The organism is Streptomyces rubradiris, from assembly GCF_016860525.1.
GTDB classification, from domain to species: Bacteria; Actinomycetota; Actinomycetes; order Streptomycetales; family Streptomycetaceae; genus Streptomyces; species Streptomyces rubradiris.
In genome coordinates, this window is sequence record NZ_BNEA01000015.1 from 3064759 (window position 1) to 3081430 (window position 16672).

Below are 16672 nucleotides of genomic sequence, written 5' to 3' on the forward strand. Positions count from 1 at the left end.
GGAGTCGTCCGCGTAAGACCGTACAGGGCGAAAGCCCCTCCCCTGAGGACGGGGAAGGGCTGCGCGAGGCCGAGCCGGGGCCGGGCGGGCCGGCGAGTGGCCTAGTACCAGTGGTTGGCCTGCCAGAACGACCAGGCCTGGCAGGGGCTGCCGTACCGCTCGTTCATGTAGTTGATGCCCCACTTGATCTGGGTCGCCGGGTTGGTCCGCCAGTCGGCGCCGGCCGAGGCGTACTTGCCGGCGGGCAGGGCCTGGAAGAGACCGTAGGCACCGGAGGAGGCGTTGACCGCCTGGTAGTTCCAGCTGGACTCGTGGTCCACGATGTTGCTGAAGCACTGGAACTGGCCGCCGGCCACCATCTGGCGCGCCATCGCCTGGATCTGCGCCACGCTGTAGCTGCCCTGGACCGGGAAGCTGGAGGAGTCGCGGACGTCGGTCCCGCCACGGCTGGCCGCGGCCTTGGCCTCAAGACGCTCCTTGGCCTCCTTGGCGGCCTTGGCCTCCTCGGCCGCCTTCTCCTCAGCGGCCTTCTTCTTCGCGATCGCGGTCTCGGCGGCTGCCTTGCGGGCCGCCTCCTCGGCGTCCTTCTTGGCACTCGTGTCCGCGGCGATGGCCTGTGCGTCGGCCTGCTGCGTGAGGGACGCGGTCTGCACCTGCGCCTGCTGACCCGCGGGTATATCCGCGAGGAGCGTGGTGTCGGCTGCCGTCGCCTCGGCGGCGTCGTTGGTCTGCGCGGTGCTGCCCGAGGCAACGCCGACGACGCTTCCGACAGCGGTGACCGCGGTGGCCGAGGCCACTGCGAATCCCCGGACCGAAATCCGGCTCACACGGTTTTCCTTCCAGCATCGCCCGCTTCGGTGACCCTGGCGGACGCGATCGTGCCCCTGACACAGGCCTCCCAACTGCGGGGTCACGGGAGGCACGGGCCCGGTGGGCAACTCCCCTGCGGGGAGCGCCGCGTGGTGCGCGGGCGGCATACGACGACTCTATGGAGTTGGTGGGGCCTGCGGGGCGCCGTGCCGCTGGGGGCACGACTGTGTCGTATGCGGGGCCTGACAGGAACGAGACTTTGCCGTAACCGGACGCCGCGTGGCAATTCTGTGTTGCGTGTGAAAGCTCACATCCCGTTTGGCCCTGGGTATTTCAGGAAAGTCCCACGCACGACGGCGCCGCCCGGCTAGGCTCTTGAGCCTTTGCCGGACGGCGCCAACTGGCGGCGGGGCCGGATCAGATGTGGCCGTCCTCCAGCATCTCGGTCACGAGTGCGGCGATCTGGGACCTCTCGGACCGGGTCAGCGTGACGTGGGCGAAGAGCGGGTGCCCCTTCAGCTTCTCCACCACGGCGACCACTCCGTCGTAGCGGCCCACGCGCAGGTTGTCCCGCTGGGCCACGTCATGGGTGAGGACCACCCGGGAGCCCGCGCCGATCCGGGACAGCACGGTCAGCAGGACGTTCTTCTCCAGCGACTGCGCCTCGTCCACGATCACGAACGCGTCGTGCAGCGAGCGGCCGCGGATGTGGGTCAGCGGGAGCACCTCCAGCATCCCGCGCGCGGTGACCTCCTCGATGACCTCGCGGCTGGTGACCGCGGAGAGGGTGTCGAAGACGGCCTGCGCCCACGGGCTCATCTTCTCCGCCTCGGTGCCCGGCAGATAGCCCAGGTCCTGCCCGCCGACGGCGTACAGCGGCCGGAAGACCATCACCTTCTGGTGCTGACGGCGCTCCAGCACCGCCTCCAGGCCCGCGCACAGCGCCAGCGCCGACTTGCCGGTGCCGGCCCGGCCGCCCATCGAGACGATCCCGACGTCCGGGTCCAGCAGCAGGTCGAGCGCGATGCGCTGCTCGGCGCTGCGGCCCTTGATGCCGAACGCCTCCCGATCGCCGCGCACCAGGCGGACGTTGCCCTCGGCGGTGACCCGGCCGAGCGCCTTGCCGCGCTCGGACTGGATGGTCAGGCCGGTGTGCACGGGCAGCCCGGCCGCCTGAGGGACGTACACGTGTCCTTCCTCGAAGAGGATGTCCACCTGTTCGCCGGGCAGGGTGAGCTCCGACATCCCCGTCCAGCCGGAGTTCTCCGTGATGGCGAGTTCGGCCCGGTACTCCTCGGCGAGGAGCCCGACGGAGGACGCCTTGATCCGCAGCGGCAGGTCCTTCGACACGACGGTGACGTCGTACCCCTCGGCCTGGAGGTTGCGGGCCACCGCGAGGATGCGGGAGTCGTTGTCGCCCAGTCGGTAGCCCGTGGGCAGCACGCTGGGGTCCGAGTGGTTGAGTTCGACCCGGAGCGTTCCGCCGAGGTCCCCGGTCGGGATCGGCGCGTCGAGGCGGCCGTGCCGGACCCGGTAGTCGTCCAGCAGGCGCAGGGCCTGCCGGGCGAAGTAACCGAGCTCGGGGTGGTGCCGCTTGGCCTCCAACTCCGTGACCACCACGACGGGGAGCACGACCTCGTGTTCCTCGAAGCGGGTCAGGGCGTTCGGGTCGGCCAGCAGGACGCTGGTGTCGAGAACATAGGTGCGCCGGTCGGGCTTGTGGCGCTTTGTGCTGGTCACCACGGAAGGACGTACCCCCTCGGATGTGGTCGGGGAGCGACGAGGAGTTGCTGGACCGGTGTCTGGCCCCCGCGCACGGCGGGCCGTGAACCGGCCCTCCGCGGCTGATTCCGTGCCGTGACCGCACGGTCGGGCTGGTGCAAAGGGCCTCCCGGGCGGACGGCCCCGAGCCGCCCGCTGAGAACCGACGCCCGTGGTTCGGGTGTCGACCTGTTGGGTTTATGCCCTCGGACGCGCGCCGCCATGCAAATGCGGCCACCGGCGGCCCGGTGAACTCCTTGTTACGTCCGTGCCAATCGGGAGACACGACGACGCCCCGTCACCGGGCGGCGACGGGGCGGTGCGAGGACGGTCAGCCGCCGTAACGGCGGTGACGTGCGGCGTAGTCGCGCAGGGCGCGCAGGAAGTCGACCTTCCGGAAGGCCGGCCAGAAGACCTCGCAGAAGTAGTACTCGGAGTGAGCGGTCTGCCAGAGCATGAATCCGGACAACCGCTGTTCGCCGCTGGTGCGGATGACGAGGTCCGGATCGGGCTGGTCGCCGGTGTAGAGGTGACGGCCGATCATGTCGATGTCGACGGACTCGGCGAGGTCCTCCATCGACACGCCCCGGTCCCGCGCCTCGTGCAGCATGGAGCGCACGGCGTCGGCGATCTCCTGCCGGCCGCCGTAGCCGATGGCCACGTTGACGAGTATGCCGTCGTGGTGGGCGGTGGCCTCCTCGGCCTCCTTCAGCGTGCGCTGCATGCCGGCGGGCAGCAGGTCCATCGCGCCGACGTGGTGCACCCGCCAGCGGCCGTCGGCGGCGAGGGTGCGCACGACGTCCTCGATGATGCCGAGCAGGGGGACCAGTTCCGCCTGCGGCCGTTCGAAGTTGTCGGTGGACAGCAGCCACAGCGTGACCACCTCGACGTCGGTCTCGGAGCACCAGCCGAGGAACTCCGTGATCTTGTCGGCGCCGGCCCGGTGCCCGTGCTCGGTACTGGAGCCGGACGCCTTCGCCCAGCGGCGGTTGCCGTCCACGATGACGCCGATGTGCTTGGGCACCTGGCTGTGATCCAGGTGACCTTCCACCCGGCGTGCGTAGAGCCTGACGAGCAGACCGCGCAGCTTGTCGCGCAGGTTCACGTGACCCTCCGGGGGTTGGGCGCGGGGTAGGGGGTGCCGGAGCCGTAGGGGGAGCCGGAGTCGTTGAGCCTACCGCTGCCGGAGGCCCGGTCCGGTCCGGGGTTTGGCCGCGCGGCGGTGTCGTACGCCGCCGGGGGACGCACCCCTTCGGGGGGACGCCGGGACGGGTCCGGGCGGTTCCGGAACCCGGCCGTGCCGGCGCCATGAAAAAACGGGCCGGTCCGTGGGGGGGAGACGGACCGGCCCGAGGGGGGGTTTCCACCATAACCCTTCGTAAGGGCTGATGGGTGCATCGGCGCCCAACAACTACTCTCCGGAATCGCATGACGACACCGAGGCGGTCATGGAATGCGGGTTTCAGCGGCGTTCCCGGGGCGGTTCACAGTGGATTCCCAGGAAAATCCAGCCGGATGCAAATGGATTCGCAGGGGTTAGGCCGTCCTGGGGGAATCAGCGGGATGTCATCCCGGGTCCCCCCGACGGGCGACCCCTCCGTCGTGGGGCGGACTTGACCGTTCCGCTACGGCGCCAGGCCGGGCGCCGGTGCCCGGCGGCGGCCCGAGGCGGCTTCACGGCACCGCGCGGCCCCCTCCACCGCGCGGTGCCGACCGCGCGGCTTTGCCGACGCGAATTACCTTGGTCTGAACTTACGTGACCAGTGGGGCGCCTGTGAACCCCGGGGGATAACAATGTGGAAACCCGGTTCCCTCAGCATTACGGTTTGCGTACGTCGAAGAGGTGCCGGGTGCTGTGCGCGACGAACGGGCCCTCGTTCCGGATCCGCTCGTGCAGTGCCCTCAGCCGTGGCTCATGGGCCTCGACCGTGAAGCCCGGGACCATCCAGACGACCTTGCGCAGGAAGTGGACGACGGCGGCGATGTCGTGGAACTCCATCCGCAGCCGCTCCGCCCGCAGACCGGCCACCTCCAGCCCCGCCGCCTCGGCGTCGGCCCGCTCCCGCTCGGGGTCACGGGCGCGGCGCACCTCCTCCGGCTGGGGCCCGAGGAAGTACTCGACCAGCTCGAAGACGCTGGCGGGCCCCACGTGCTGGGCGAAGTACGTCCCGCCGGGCCGCAGCACCCGGGCGATCTCGGTCCAGTGCGGCCGCACCGGGTGCCGGCTGAGCACCAGGTCGAACGCCTCGTCGGCGAAGGGCAGCGGCGCGTCCTCCGGGGCCGCCACCACGACGACGCCGCGGGGCCGCAGCAGGGCGGTGGCCCTGGCCACGTTCGGCGGCCAGCCCTCCGTCGCCGCCACCAGCGCCGGCCGGGCCGGCTCCGCCCGCCCCAGCGCGAAGTCCAGCACCTCCCCGCCGCCGGTCTGGATGTCCAGCGCGGCCTCGGCCGTCGCCAGCCGCTCCCCCGCCGACCGGGCGTACCCCCACGACGGCCGGGCCTCGCTGGCCCGGCCCTCGAACCACGAGAAGTCCCACCCCTCGGTGGGCACGGCGACACCCTCGGCCACGAGGTCCTCGAAGGAACGTTCGGTACTCATACGGTCATGATCCCAGGCAAGCGGCGCGGGCGCCTGCGGGTTTTCCGTGCCGGACGACCTCCGCGGCCCGGACGGGGCGGCGGCCCGTGCCCGGACAGCGGCCCGTCGGGGTGACCCGGGTAGCGACGGCCGGCCGGGGGGCGCCGCGGGGGCGCGACCACGGACCCGGTGCCCTCGCTCGGCCCGTCGGTCATGCGGGGCACTGTGACACGCGCCACTGGCCACCGGCCCCGGCCTGCGGCGACGGCTCCGGCCGGGACAGTGGGTCAGTGGATCAGTGGATCAGTGGTGCGACCTGCTCCGCCGCGAAGCGTACGAAGCCCTCCGGGTCGGGTTCGTCGGCCGTCGGCTGGAGCACGACGGTGTCCGCGCCGGCCTCGGCCAGGCGCCGTACCGCGTCGGCCACCGCTTCCGCGTCCCCGGCGACACCCAGGTCCGGCACCGACGCCAGGCCCTCGGCGGTGAGCTCGGCGCGCAGCCGGGACTCGGCGCCGGCGCCCGTGGCGGTCAGGAGGTAGACGACGATCCGGTGCGCGCCGGTGCGGCCGGCCGACCGGCGCCCCTCCTCGATCAGTTCCCGGGCCCGCCGTACGCCGTCCGGCGGCGTGGCGGAGGTGAGGAGGGTGCCGTCGGCCTTCTCGCCGGAGAGCCGGAGCGTACGGGGTCCGGTGGCGCCCGCGAGGACGTCGACCGGGCGCGGCGGCGGCCAGTCGAGGGCGACGTCGTCCAACTGGACGTACCGCCCGCGCACGCTGAGCCGCTCCCCGCGCAGCAGGGCGCGCAGGGCGTCGAGGTGTTCGCCGAGGAGGCCGAGCGGCGAGGCGGCGCGGGCGCCGACCTGCCCCATCCAGTCCTGCACGCCGTGTCCCACGGTCAGGACGGCCCGCCCGGGGAACATGCGCTCCAGCGAGGCCGCCTCCATCGCGGTGACGGCCACGTTCCGCAGCGGCACGGGCAGCAGCCCGATGCCGACCCGCACCCGTTCGGTCCAGGCGAGCGCGGCGGCGGCCGTGGACACGCCGCCCTCCAGGAAGCAGTCCTCCCACAGCCACAGTTCGTCGAGCCCCGTCTCGTCCGCGACGCGGGCGACGGCCCGGAGTCGCTCGGGAGGAAGCTGGGGGCGGAATACGGCACCGAGTCCTGTCATAACGCCCTTCCTAGTGGGGAGGACGGGAAAGGACAACGCAATTACGCGCGTGGGAAGTTGGCGGTCACGGAAAGCGGAGGGCGGGTATGGGGCGCTGGCGGGACGGGCGGGGGCTGCTGACCGTGCGGACGGACACCGGGGAGGTGCCGGCCGCCTCCGTCCCCCTGGAGATCTCGGCCTCCTACCGGGCCCGTACCAGGGGCCTGTTGGGCCGGGACGCGGTGGAGGGGGCGATGCTGCTGTCACCGGCGAGCGGGGTGCACACGTTCGGGATGCGGATCCCGATCGACGTGGCGTACCTGGACCGCCGCCTCACCGTCATCGCCGTGCGCACGATGCCCCCGGGCCGCCTGGGCCTGCCGCGCCCGCGCGCCCGGCACGTGCTGGAGGCGGCGGCCGGGGCGATGGCGGGGTGGGGGATAACGGCGGGCGTACGGGTGGAGGTGGCGGTGGAGGGGTGTGCAGAGTCTCGCGCTTCGTGACAGATCCAGGGAGGGGGTCAGTTTCAGCGGGCGTCCGCGTTCAGGTCTTCGCGGCGATGCTGACCGGCTTCGTCAACCAGCAGCTCGCCCGGAATCCGGCCCGGACCACCGTCGAGGGCCGGGAAAACACAGTGAGGGCATTCGCGGCCCACGTGAAGGCCCACCCATGGCCGTGGGCACCGGCGACCGGCGGCACACGGGGCCGATACGCCCCCGGCAGCCACACACGGTGACACCGAGACCGACCTCAGTGAGGAATACCTGACACCTCGACGGGCATCCGCTGCCGGTGTTGCGCCCGGCAGCGGACCGAGACCGGTCAGGCGCGGAATTCGTCGGCGTGGTCCCTCGCCCACTGCGCGAAGGTGCGGGCGGGCCGCCCGGTGACCTCCTCAGCCGTCGGCATGGGGCCGAGGGCTGAGGAGTCGAAGGTCTCCATCTCGGAGGGGTCCGACTCGTCGCCGCCATAGGTCTCGAAACCGAGGAGGAAGTCGGCGTTGTCCGCCGCGAAGCCGCCCTGCGCGAGATAGATCTCCCGGGCCTCCTGGGGGCTGACGACCTCAAGGCGGATCTCCTCTCCCATCGCCTCGGCGATGAGCTCCACCTGGCGGCGGCGCGAGAGGAATTCCGGACCGTTCACGGTGTACGCCTGTCCCCGGTGGCCGTCCTCGGTCAGGGCGAGCACGGCCACGTCGGCGATGTCCTGCTCGTGGACGGGGAACCAGGCGACGTCCGGGAACGGCTCGCGCACCACGCGCTCCGCGCGGATGGGCGGCCCCCACAGCTCCAGCTTGTTCATCGCGAACTCGCCCGGCCGTACATGCGTCCACTCAAGCCCGGAAGCCTCCACCGCCCGCTCCACCGGCAGGTGGAAGTCGTTGTCGAACCCGGTGGTGACCGCACCGGAGGAGAGCACCACGATGCGGCGCACGCCCGCCTTCTTCGCCAGGCCGACCACCTCCTCGGCGGTCGCCGGGACAGGGAAGAGGAAGAGCGCCTCGACACCCTCCAGGGCGTCCGGCAGCGTCTGGGGCCGGGTGAGGTCGCCCTCGTGGACCCGCACTTGGTCGGGGAACACCCCGGGCTGCGCCCTGCGGGTCAGGGCCCGTACGTCGTGCCCCTTGGCCACGAGCTGCCGGACGACGTTCCGCCCGACGTTGCCGGTCGCCCCCGTCACCAGAATCGTCATGGATCGCCCCTCGTGTGTCGGTTTCCGTCAGGGTGTCGTGCGGATGCGTCAGTTCGTCGTGCGCGTCCCGATGCCGTTCTCCAGCGTGCGGATGACCCAGGCGGAGGCGCCGTGGCGTGGCACCTTTCCCCTGCTGACCGCCGTGCAGCCCGCGGAGACATGGGCCCACAGCACGTGCTCGATCCAGTCGCTGCTCACGTCCGGGTCGACGACGCCCTCTTCCTGGCCGCGCCGAATCAGCCGTCTGATCTCCTCGGCCGCCGGGTCCGGTCCGCCCCGGGCCGCCAGCGCGTCGGTGATCCGCGGGTCGCCATACAGGAACAGCACGTGGTCGCCGGCGTCGAGCATGGCGGCGACCAGCCGGCGCAGCGCCTCCAGCGGCGGTCCCTCGTCGGTCCGCGCCCCCTCCAGCGACTCGTCGAGCCGCCGCAGCGAGTGCTCGACGACCGCCGAGATCAGCTCCTCCCGGTCCGGGAAGTAGCGCTGGAGCGTGCTGCGTCCGACGTCCGCGGCCGCCGCGATGTCCGCCAGGGTCGCATCACGCCGACGGGACAGCACGGACGCCGCGGCGCTGAGAATCGCCCGTCGCGTACGACTGCGGGCTCCGGTCTCCCGGATGCTGTTCGCCATAGTCCCAACCTAGCAGTCGCTGACCCATAACTGGCAATCATCTCCTCGAAATGGGCCATCGGTGCCCCATTTCGGTGGGTGAGCGCCTAATGCGTGGCGACTCGTGGCGGATCGCCGCAGGACCAAGCCGGTGGGCACGTGAACCCTCAAGGGCCATGCCGGCCGGTGCCGCAGGGGCTTCAGGGGTACGTGATCGGTGACGGACACCGCGCCGTGGCAGGCCGTTCCTGGAGCTGCAGGGGTGACCGGTGGCCGACGGTCCGGTCACTGGCCGGTGCGCGGAAAGGACACCTCGACGCGGCGGTTCTTCTTGCGGCCGGCCTCGGTGGCGTTGTCGGCGATCGGGTACTGCTCGCCGTAGCCGCGCACGTCGAAGGTGATGGACGGGGTGTTCAGGTCCTGGTCCAGCACGGCCTGTACGGCGTTGGCGCGCCGCTTGGACAGGGCGACGCCGTGGGTGGTGGTGCCGAGGCTGTCGGTGAAGCCGAAGACGCGGACCCTGGTGGCGCGCTGCTTCCTGATCTCCTCGGCGATCGCGGCGATGCGGATCTTGGCCTCCTCGCCGACACTGGCGCTGTCCTTGCCGAACAGCACCTCGGACTGGAGGGCGAAGGTGACGTCGGCGTTGGTGTCCTCGCGCCGCTCGTCCCCGCTCTGCTCCTCCACGACCAGCTTGATGTCCAGCACCTTGGCCTCGGCGAGCGTGGCGCCTTCGGGGAGTTTGAGGTCGGGGTCGGTGGGGTCGACGTCGACGGGGGCGGCGGCGGTGGGTTCGGTCAGGGGCGGCTCGCCGGGGCCGGTGCCGTCGGCGGCGGCCGGGGCGGCGGGCAGGGTCAGGACGCACAGCAGCAGGGCGCCGGCGAGGGCGAGGCGGGGCGTGGTGGTCACGTGTGCCTCACCCGGAGACCTTGATGCCGGCGGAGGTGAACGTCGGCAGCTGGAAGTCCACTTCGGTCACGTCGGCGGGAGGCGCCGGGAACTGCATGAAGACGGCCAGGGTGGCGCCGGACTTGAGGGTGGTGAAGCCGGTGGTCGTCAGCGGCCGGCCCTCGGTGTCCCGCAGCACGTAGTACCGCTTCTTGCCCTTCGGGTCGACCAGCGTGGCCCCGCCGAGCGATCTGCCGTTCTTGATGATCTCGGTCTCGTTGCCGCTCAGCGCGGAGGGGATGACGGCGGTCCGGGCCCCGTCGTTCTTCAGCGTGCCGTTGACCGTGACGAAGCCACCCGAGTCGCGTCGGGCGGAGGTGACTTGCAGGAGCAGACCGTCCGACCCGCGCAGTTCGGCGAGCGGCTGCTCGGAGTCGCCCTCCTGGGTGCTCGGTCCGAGGTCGGCGGTGGTGGCGGCGGACGCCGGTCCGCTCGGTTTTCCGTCCCCGTCGCCGTCTCCCCCGCAGCCGGTCACCCCGACGGCCAGACCGGCCGCAACGGTCAAGGCGACCAGCCCTCTGCGGGCCTTCGCGGTGAACCGCATGCTCATCACTGTCGCTTCCTTCGTCATCGGTCGTTCGCCGGGGAGTCGGCCAGGTGGACGTCGAAGAGGTCCTCGGGCCCCGGCAGGTCCGTGGTGTCGTCGGGCTGGGGGTGCCAGACCTTGTCCTCGCAGGTGAGCGGGGGCAGCGGGGAGTCGTCGGGCGCGGGCGGCTCCTGCCCGTCCCCGGGCGGCGGGGAACCCTCTCCGGGTGGCGGGGAGCCCCCTCCGGGCGGCGCGGAGCCCTCTCCGGGTGGCGCCGTCGGCTCCCCGGGCGGCCCGGGCCGTGTCTCGGGCGGCGTGCAGAGCGGTTCTATGACGGCCCTGGCGTGCGCCGTGGCGTGCACGTTCTCGGTGCCGGGTACGACGGAGTCGCCCACGGACTTGTTCGTCCGGGCGTCGACCACATAGCTCAGCGGCGCGTCGAACGCGCAGCGCACCGCCGCGTCGTTCAGCGCGGCGAGCTGGTCGGCGCGCCAGCAGGAATCCCCGGCGCCCGCCCCCTCGAAGATGGCCCGCCAGCTCGCCGGGTCGTCCAGGTTCTCCCGCCACAGGTCCGCCAGCTGGTCGCGGGTCTCCTGCGCCGCCGCCAGGGCCGCCGCGTCCGCCGCGGTCTGGGCGCCGCCGCGGTTCACGGCCGCCTGGCCGACCGCGAGGTACGCCAACGCGAGAAAGAGCAGGCCCGCCACCACCGTCAGGTAGATGGGGAAGGCCTGCCCCGTGTCGTGCCGTGCGCGGATCAGCCGCCGGTGACCTCGGCGATCTTGTTGGTGATCGCGTCGTAGATCGACTGGCCGATGCTCGTGCCGGTGATCGCCAGGACGATCGCGACGACCACCGCGATGATGCCGAGGTACTCCACCGCGGTCTGTCCCCTGTCGCCGCGCGCGGCCCGGGATCGCAGATACGCGACGGTGGTGCGGAACCATTTGCTCACGGTCTTCCCCTCCAGCTTCGCCTCCGGTCCGGGCACCGTACGGCCGGTCGCTCCCGCCCCCGAAGGGCCCCAGGGCCCAGCCGCGGACCCATTCGCTCCGCCGCACCGCCATCTCACGCCACCCCCAGCCACTTGGCGGTCGCCTGGGACCTGGTGGTGCTGTGGAGCTTGGCGAAGATGTGGTTGATGTGGTTCTTGACCGTCTTCTCGGTGATGAAGCAGGCGGCGGCGATCTGCTGGTTGGTCATGCCGGACGCGATGAGGTCCATGATCTCCGCCTCCCTCTCACTCAGCCGGAACCGCGAGCGGAACGACTGTCCCACAGGTGATTGCAATTGCGAAAGAGCCTGGGGGTTGGAAATCGCCGATTCCTCAGGGGAGTTGGGCTCGGAATGTGCAGACGCATCGGACCGGAGCACTGTCAGCAACGCCCTGGTCGCTCCGGGCGTCACCTGCGGGCGCCCCTCCCGTACGTCCCGCACCGCCCGTACCAGCTGCTCCGTCGTGAACTCGCCGTGCACCAGGTATCCGCCCGCCCCCAGCCGCAGCGCCTCCCGTACGGTCTGCGTCTCGTGGCTGTAGGTGAGCATCATGACGGGGGCCAGCCGCACCAGGTGGGGCAGCGCCGAGATCCCGTCCACGCCGGGCATGCGGACGTCGAGCAGGATGACGTCCGGCCGGTGCCGCAGCGCCGCCTCGTACGCCTCCCGGCCGTCCCGCGCCTCGGCCACCACCGTGGTCCCGGAGCCGTCCGAGAGCAGGGCCGCGAGGCCGGCCCGGACCACGGGGTTGTCGTCGGCGATCAGCAGCCGCAGCGGCGGGGCGGCCGGGGCCGGCGGCGGGAAGCCGGGCCGGGACGTGCTGGGCAAGGGCCGCATGGTGCCTCCTCTCAGGGGGTGACGGGGGTCCGGGGCGCGGGCCGGGGCAGGGGGATGTCCAGGCGTACCTCCGTGCCCCGGTCGTGCGTGCCCCTGCCGATCCGGATGCGGGCGCCCGCCTGCGCGGCCCGCTCGACCATGCCGAGCAGCCCGAAGTGCCCCTGGTCGCGCAGCCGTTCCAAGGTGGTGCCGGGAGGCAGGCCGGTGCCGTCGTCGTGGATCGCGAGGCCGAGCAGGTGTCCGTCGAGCGTCGCCCGTACGTCCACCCGATCGGCGGACGCGTGGCGGTGGGCGTTCTCCAGGGCCTCGGTGGCGATGGCGAGGACGTGCCGGGCCACGGGCGGCGGCAGGGGCGGGAAGGGGGCGGGGTGGTCCGCCGGCCAGTGGCAGGTGACCTTCAGGCCGGTGCGCCGGGCGAACTCCTGGGCGCGGTGGGCCAGAAGTCGCCAGAACGGGATCTCCTCCGGCGCCCGCACCGGGTCCCGGCGCAGGTCGGCCAGCAGTTCCCGGGACTCCGCCGCCGCCCGGCGCGCCGAGCGGGACACCAGTTCCGCCTGCTGCCGGATGCGGGCGGGGTCCGGTGCGCCGGCCGACGCGGTCGCCGCCAGTCCGTCGGCGGCGAGGGCCACGCCGTACAGGGTCTTGGCCACGGAGTCGTGCATCTCCCTGGCCAGCCGGGCGCGTTCGGCGCTCACCGCCTCCGCCGCCGCGAGCCGGGCCCGCGCCGTGGTCAGGGCCTCGGTGGCGGCGCCGAAGCGGAGCATCAGGTTGCGCAGGGTCGAGCCCATGGCGCCCGCGACGACGCACAGGCCGGGCAGCAGCAGGGCCTCGGCGACGGGCTCGGGCCGGCCGGCCCTCAGGGTGGTGTGGACCAGGAGCAGGATCAGGGCTTGCAGCGAGGCGAAGCAGGCCGCACCGCGCCAGCTGTAGACCAGGCCGGCCAGCAGCGGGGTGCAGACGCTGACATAGGCGAGGGTGGTGTCCGGGCCTGCCGAGACCAGGAGGAAGGAGCCGAAGAGGGTGTCGGCGGCCAGCAGGCTGGGGTGGCGCAGCAGCAGGGGGCCGAAGCGCTCCCAGTCGCGGAAGAGGACGTAGGACACCATGACGGTGACGACCACGGCCGCGCCGGCCAGGCGGACGCCCAGGCCAGGGGCCGCGTTGAGCAGGGCGGCGGGTGCCGCTACGACGATCATGGCGAGCCGGAACCCGAAGACCTGTCGGCACATCGCCTGAAGGGCGCTGACCTGGAGCTTCTCGGAGGGCTCGGCCGACGGAACGCTCGGGTGCGCCGCCCGCCGCGGCCGGACCGGGTGACGTTTGAGTCTGAAGAGGCCGGAAAGGCCGCTGCCCCCGGGACGCCCCGGCCGCGCCCCAAAGGCTCCGGCACCAAGATCCCCCGGCCGCCCCTCGGACGCACCGGCACCGGGACCTCCCGGCCGCCCCTCAGCGCCTTCGACACCAGCACAACCTGACCGTTCCCGGCGGTGGCCGCCGCCCGTGCCTCGTAACCGCTCCAGTAAGCGCGCCCCCCTGCCCGCCACCCCCATCGTCGTCACGTCCGTCCTCACTTCCCGGTGAGCGAGCCGAAGTCGACGCCGGAGCCGAGCAGCAGGCCCGCGCCCAGCAGCAGCATCGTCGCCGGGACCATGAACGTGGTGATCATCAGCGTGGCCTTGGGCACCGCCCGCGCGGCCTTGCGGCGGGCGTTCTGCGCGTCCGTGCGGCGCATGTCCTTGGCCAGGGAGACCAGGGTGTCCACGATGGGCGCGCCCAGCTCCTCGCCCTGCTGCAACGCCGTCACGAACATCGCCACCTGCTCGGAGTCGTTGCGCCGGCGCAGCTCGGCGAAGGCCTGGCGGCGGCTCATGCCGAGGTCCATCTGACGCAGGGTGATGCGCAGTTCGTCCGCCCAGGGGCCCTCGTAGCGGGTGGCGACCCGGTCCAGGGCCTGACGGAAGCCGAGGCCCGCGCTGACCACCACGGCCAGCACGTCCAGGAAGTCGGGCAGGGTGCGTTCGATGACGTGTCTGCGGACCCGGATCGCCGACCAGAGGCCGACCTCGGTCCACAGCGCCCCGAAGGCCAGCAGGAGCAGCGCCACGAACCACTGGCCGCGCAGCAGGAAGACCAGGAAGCCGACGCCGCCCAGCACGCCGTAGACCGCCCGGCGGGCCGCGTAGCGGTCGATGGTCAGGCCGCCGGGGTTGCCCGCGAGGTCGATCCTGCGGCGGTAGCGGGCGACCAGTCGCGGGCCCATCAGGCGCAGCACCAGCGGTGCCCAGCGCATGCCGAGGCGGTCGACGACCGAGCCGACCACGCCGGTGCGGGTGGCGCCGACCTCCAGGGCGACGGCGAGGTCGGCGGGGAGCCGGGCGTCCGCGCGGTACATGCGCAGGCCGGCGAAGACGCCCCAGACGCCGGCGCCCGTCAGCAGGGCGAGCAGGAACTCCACGGGTCACCTCCCTCAGACGTCGATCCGGCTGAGCCGGCGGATCAGGACGAAGCCGACGGCGTACATGACGAACGCGACGAGCACGCACGCCTGGCCCACGGGGGAGCCGGTCATGCGGTCGAGCGCGCCGTCCTTGACGCCGTTCATCAGGAACAACGCGCCGACCCCGAGAACGGGTACGGCGTACGAGGTCATGGTCACCTGGGAGAGCTGGGTGCGGATCTCGCGCCGGGTCTCCTTGCGCTCCTCCAGCGTCTCGGTCAGGTTGCGCAGCGCCGAGACCACCTGTCCGCCCGCCCGGTTGGACAGCACCAGCGTGGTGACCAGGACGACCAGTTCCCGGGAGGGCAGCCGGTCGGCCAGCTCGCCGAGGGCGTCCTCCATGGAGTGGCCGATGGCCAACTGGTCGGCGACCTTGGCCAGTTCCTCGCCGGCCGGGGCCTCCAGCTCCTCCGCGGCCATGCCGATCGCGGTGCGCAGGGCGAGGCCGGCATGGGTGGCGTTGGCCAGGATGCGGGCCAGCTCGGGGAGTTGGCCGATAAAGCGTTCGATCCGCTTCTGCCGCTGCCAGTTGAGGAACTGCAGGGCCGCGCCGACGCCGAGGAGTCCGGCGAGCGGGCCGAAGAACGGCGCCAGGGTGGCCTGGCCGATCAGCCACAGCGCGGCGACGGCGGCGAGCATGGCGGCGAAGAACTCGCCGGGGGTGACGCTCAGGCCGGTGGCCGCCAGGCGCCGCTCCAGCCAGCGGCCGAAGCGGGTGCGGCGCAGCCGCCGGTCCAGGGCGGCGAAGCGGCGTACGCGGCCGGTCGCGGCGGGCGCTCCGGTGTGCGCGAGGCGGTCGACGAGGGCGGCGCGCCGGGCCCGGCCGGAGGCGTAGGCGTGCACGCCGGCCACGGCCAGGACGCAGGCCAGCAGGGTCGCGCCGGTGGCGAGCTGGGCGAGGGTGCTCGGTGACATGGTGGGGGTCCTACCTGGCTTCTCGGGTGGCGAGCTGGTCGGCGGAGCGGGCCACGCCGAAGGCCTGCGGGACGGGCTGGCTCGCCATGTAGAGGCGGTCGGCGGTGCGGCGCGGGAGCGGGAAGTGCCGGAAGGCGCCGTGCACCCGGCCGTCCGGGGTCATCGGACGGGCCTCGAAGCGGGCGGCGGTGGCCAGCCGGTACGGCTCCCCGCCGTGGCTGTCGAGCAGCGCGATCTCGGTGATGCGGCGGGCGCCGTCGGCGAACCGGGTGAGCTGGACGAGGACGTCGACGGCGCTGTTGATCTGGTCGTGCAGGGCGACGAAGGGGACCTCGACGTCGGACATCGAGGCGAGGGTCTGGAGCCGGGTGAGGGCGTCCTCGGCGCTGTTGGCGTGCACGGTGGCCAGTGAGCCGTCGTGGCCGGTGGACATGGCCTGGAGCATGTCCAGGGACTCGCCGCCGCGGACCTCGCCGACCACGATCCGGTCGGGCCGCATGCGCAGCGAGTTGCGGACCAGGTCGCGGATGGTGACCTGGCCCTTGCCCTCGACGTTCGGCGGGCGGGACTCCAGGCGGACCACATGGCTCTGCTGGAGCTGGAGTTCGGCGGAGTCCTCGATGGTGATGATGCGTTCGTGCGGCGGGATCAGCCCGGACAGGGCGTTCAGCAGGGTGGTCTTGCCGGTGCCGGTGGCGCCCGAGACGATGATGTTGAACTTGGCCTGCACCAGGCCGGCCAGCAGGTACACCATGTGCTCGTCCAGCGAGCCGAAGCCGATCAGCTCCTGGAGGGTGAAGGAGCGCGGGAAGCGGCGGATGGTGAGCACCGGGCCGGTCAGGGACAGCGGCGGGATGATGACGTTGACCCGCTCGCCGGAGGGCAGCCGGGCGTCCACCATCGGGTTGGACTCGTCCACGCGGCGGTTGACCGTGGACACGATCCGCTCGATGGTCTGCATCAGCTGGTCGGCGGAGACGAACCGCAGGGGCAGCTGTTCGACCCGGCCGCCGCGCTCCACGAAGATCGCGTCGGGGCCGTTGACCATGATCTCGGTGACGGACGCGTCCTCCAGGAGGGGTTCCAGGATGCCGAGGCCCAGCGCCTCGTCCACCACCCGGCGGATCAGCTGGGCCCGTTCGACCGTGGACAAGACCGGTCCCTCGCGGCTGATGATGTGCCCGAGCACCCGCTCCAGGCGCGCCCGGCGTTCGGCGGCGGCCAGCGCGCTCATCTCCGCGAGGTCGATCTCCTCCAGCAGCTTGGCCCGGTAGGAGGCGACCAGGCGTCCGTCCTCGCCCCGGCTGCCGTGCTCCTCCGGAGCGCTGATGCGTGCCCGCAGGCTCATGGGTCTGTCGCCTC

At 72.4% G+C, this 16672-nt stretch carries 17 protein-coding genes; 1 reads left to right on the forward strand and 16 read right to left on the reverse strand.

Translation table 11 applies throughout. From position 1 onward, the window contains the following. Positions 1 to 101 precede the first annotated feature (101 nt). The 5 genes from Srubr_RS26580 to Srubr_RS26600 form a co-directional block, all read right to left on the reverse strand. On the reverse strand, positions 102 to 827 hold the full coding sequence (locus tag Srubr_RS26580) for an aggregation-promoting factor C-terminal-like domain-containing protein (RefSeq protein WP_189997470.1): 726 nt from the start codon (positions 825 to 827) through the stop codon (positions 102 to 104). A 400-nt stretch (positions 828 to 1227) separates the two neighbouring features. Then, a complete protein-coding gene (locus Srubr_RS26585; RefSeq protein WP_189997471.1) occupies positions 1228 to 2553 on the reverse strand; it encodes a PhoH family protein in 1326 nt (441 codons plus the stop codon). A gap of 349 nt (positions 2554 to 2902) precedes the next feature. Beyond that, positions 2903 to 3676, reverse strand: a complete 774-nt coding sequence (locus tag Srubr_RS26590) for an isoprenyl transferase (RefSeq protein ID WP_189997472.1) — start codon at positions 3674 to 3676, stop codon at positions 2903 to 2905. Positions 3677 to 4390: 714 nt separating this feature from the next. Then, positions 4391 to 5170 carry a class I SAM-dependent methyltransferase gene (locus tag Srubr_RS26595; protein ID WP_189997473.1) on the reverse strand — a complete coding sequence of 260 codons (780 nt, stop codon included), beginning with the start codon at positions 5168 to 5170 and terminating at the stop codon, positions 4391 to 4393. Positions 5171 to 5444: 274 nt separating this feature from the next. Beyond that, positions 5445 to 6353, reverse strand: coding sequence for an LLM class flavin-dependent oxidoreductase (locus Srubr_RS26600; RefSeq protein ID WP_268257593.1), 909 nt, complete (start codon positions 6351 to 6353; stop codon positions 5445 to 5447). Between the two features lie 50 nt (positions 6354 to 6403). On the opposite strand from Srubr_RS26600, the gene Srubr_RS26605 reads away from it, so the two are divergent. Further along, positions 6404 to 6799, forward strand: coding sequence for a DUF192 domain-containing protein (locus tag Srubr_RS26605; protein WP_189997475.1), 396 nt, complete (start codon positions 6404 to 6406; stop codon positions 6797 to 6799). 319 nt (positions 6800 to 7118) lie between these two features. On the opposite strand, the gene Srubr_RS26610 is transcribed toward Srubr_RS26605, so the two are convergent. The 11 genes from Srubr_RS26610 to Srubr_RS26660 form a co-directional block, all read right to left on the reverse strand. Next, positions 7119 to 7988, reverse strand: a complete 870-nt coding sequence (locus tag Srubr_RS26610; protein WP_189997476.1) for an SDR family oxidoreductase — start codon at positions 7986 to 7988, stop codon at positions 7119 to 7121. 48 nt (positions 7989 to 8036) lie between these two features. Continuing rightward, on the reverse strand, positions 8037 to 8618 hold the full coding sequence (locus tag Srubr_RS26615) for a TetR/AcrR family transcriptional regulator (protein WP_189997477.1): 582 nt from the start codon (positions 8616 to 8618) through the stop codon (positions 8037 to 8039). Between the two features lie 264 nt (positions 8619 to 8882). Further along, complete coding sequence (locus Srubr_RS26620; RefSeq protein WP_189997478.1) at positions 8883 to 9506, reverse strand: OmpA family protein; 624 nt, start codon at positions 9504 to 9506, stop codon at positions 8883 to 8885. A gap of 7 nt (positions 9507 to 9513) precedes the next feature. Beyond that, positions 9514 to 10095: a hypothetical protein gene (locus tag Srubr_RS26625; protein WP_189997479.1), complete on the reverse strand. Its 582-nt coding sequence runs from the start codon at positions 10093 to 10095 to the stop codon at positions 9514 to 9516. A 17-nt stretch (positions 10096 to 10112) separates the two neighbouring features. Then, a complete protein-coding gene (locus tag Srubr_RS26630; RefSeq protein WP_189997506.1) occupies positions 10113 to 10829 on the reverse strand; it encodes a pilus assembly protein TadG-related protein in 717 nt (238 codons plus the stop codon). Continuing rightward, positions 10826 to 11023: a Flp family type IVb pilin gene (locus tag Srubr_RS26635; protein ID WP_189997507.1), complete on the reverse strand. Its 198-nt coding sequence runs from the start codon at positions 11021 to 11023 to the stop codon at positions 10826 to 10828. The genes Srubr_RS26630 and Srubr_RS26635 overlap by 4 nt, the downstream gene beginning before the upstream one ends. A gap of 113 nt (positions 11024 to 11136) precedes the next feature. Continuing rightward, on the reverse strand, positions 11137 to 11901 hold the full coding sequence (locus Srubr_RS26640) for a response regulator (protein ID WP_189997480.1): 765 nt from the start codon (positions 11899 to 11901) through the stop codon (positions 11137 to 11139). An 11-nt stretch (positions 11902 to 11912) separates the two neighbouring features. Beyond that, on the reverse strand, positions 11913 to 13448 hold the full coding sequence (locus tag Srubr_RS26645) for a sensor histidine kinase (protein ID WP_373313589.1): 1536 nt from the start codon (positions 13446 to 13448) through the stop codon (positions 11913 to 11915). A gap of 17 nt (positions 13449 to 13465) precedes the next feature. Continuing rightward, positions 13466 to 14353: a DUF5936 domain-containing protein gene (locus Srubr_RS26650; RefSeq protein ID WP_189997482.1), complete on the reverse strand. Its 888-nt coding sequence runs from the start codon at positions 14351 to 14353 to the stop codon at positions 13466 to 13468. A 12-nt stretch (positions 14354 to 14365) separates the two neighbouring features. Then, a complete protein-coding gene (locus Srubr_RS26655) occupies positions 14366 to 15310 on the reverse strand; it encodes a type II secretion system F family protein (RefSeq protein ID WP_189997483.1) in 945 nt (314 codons plus the stop codon). Between the two features lie 10 nt (positions 15311 to 15320). Then, entirely contained in the window at positions 15321 to 16658 is a 1338-nt protein-coding gene (locus Srubr_RS26660) for a CpaF family protein (protein WP_189997484.1), read from the reverse strand. Positions 16659 to 16672 lie beyond the last annotated feature (14 nt).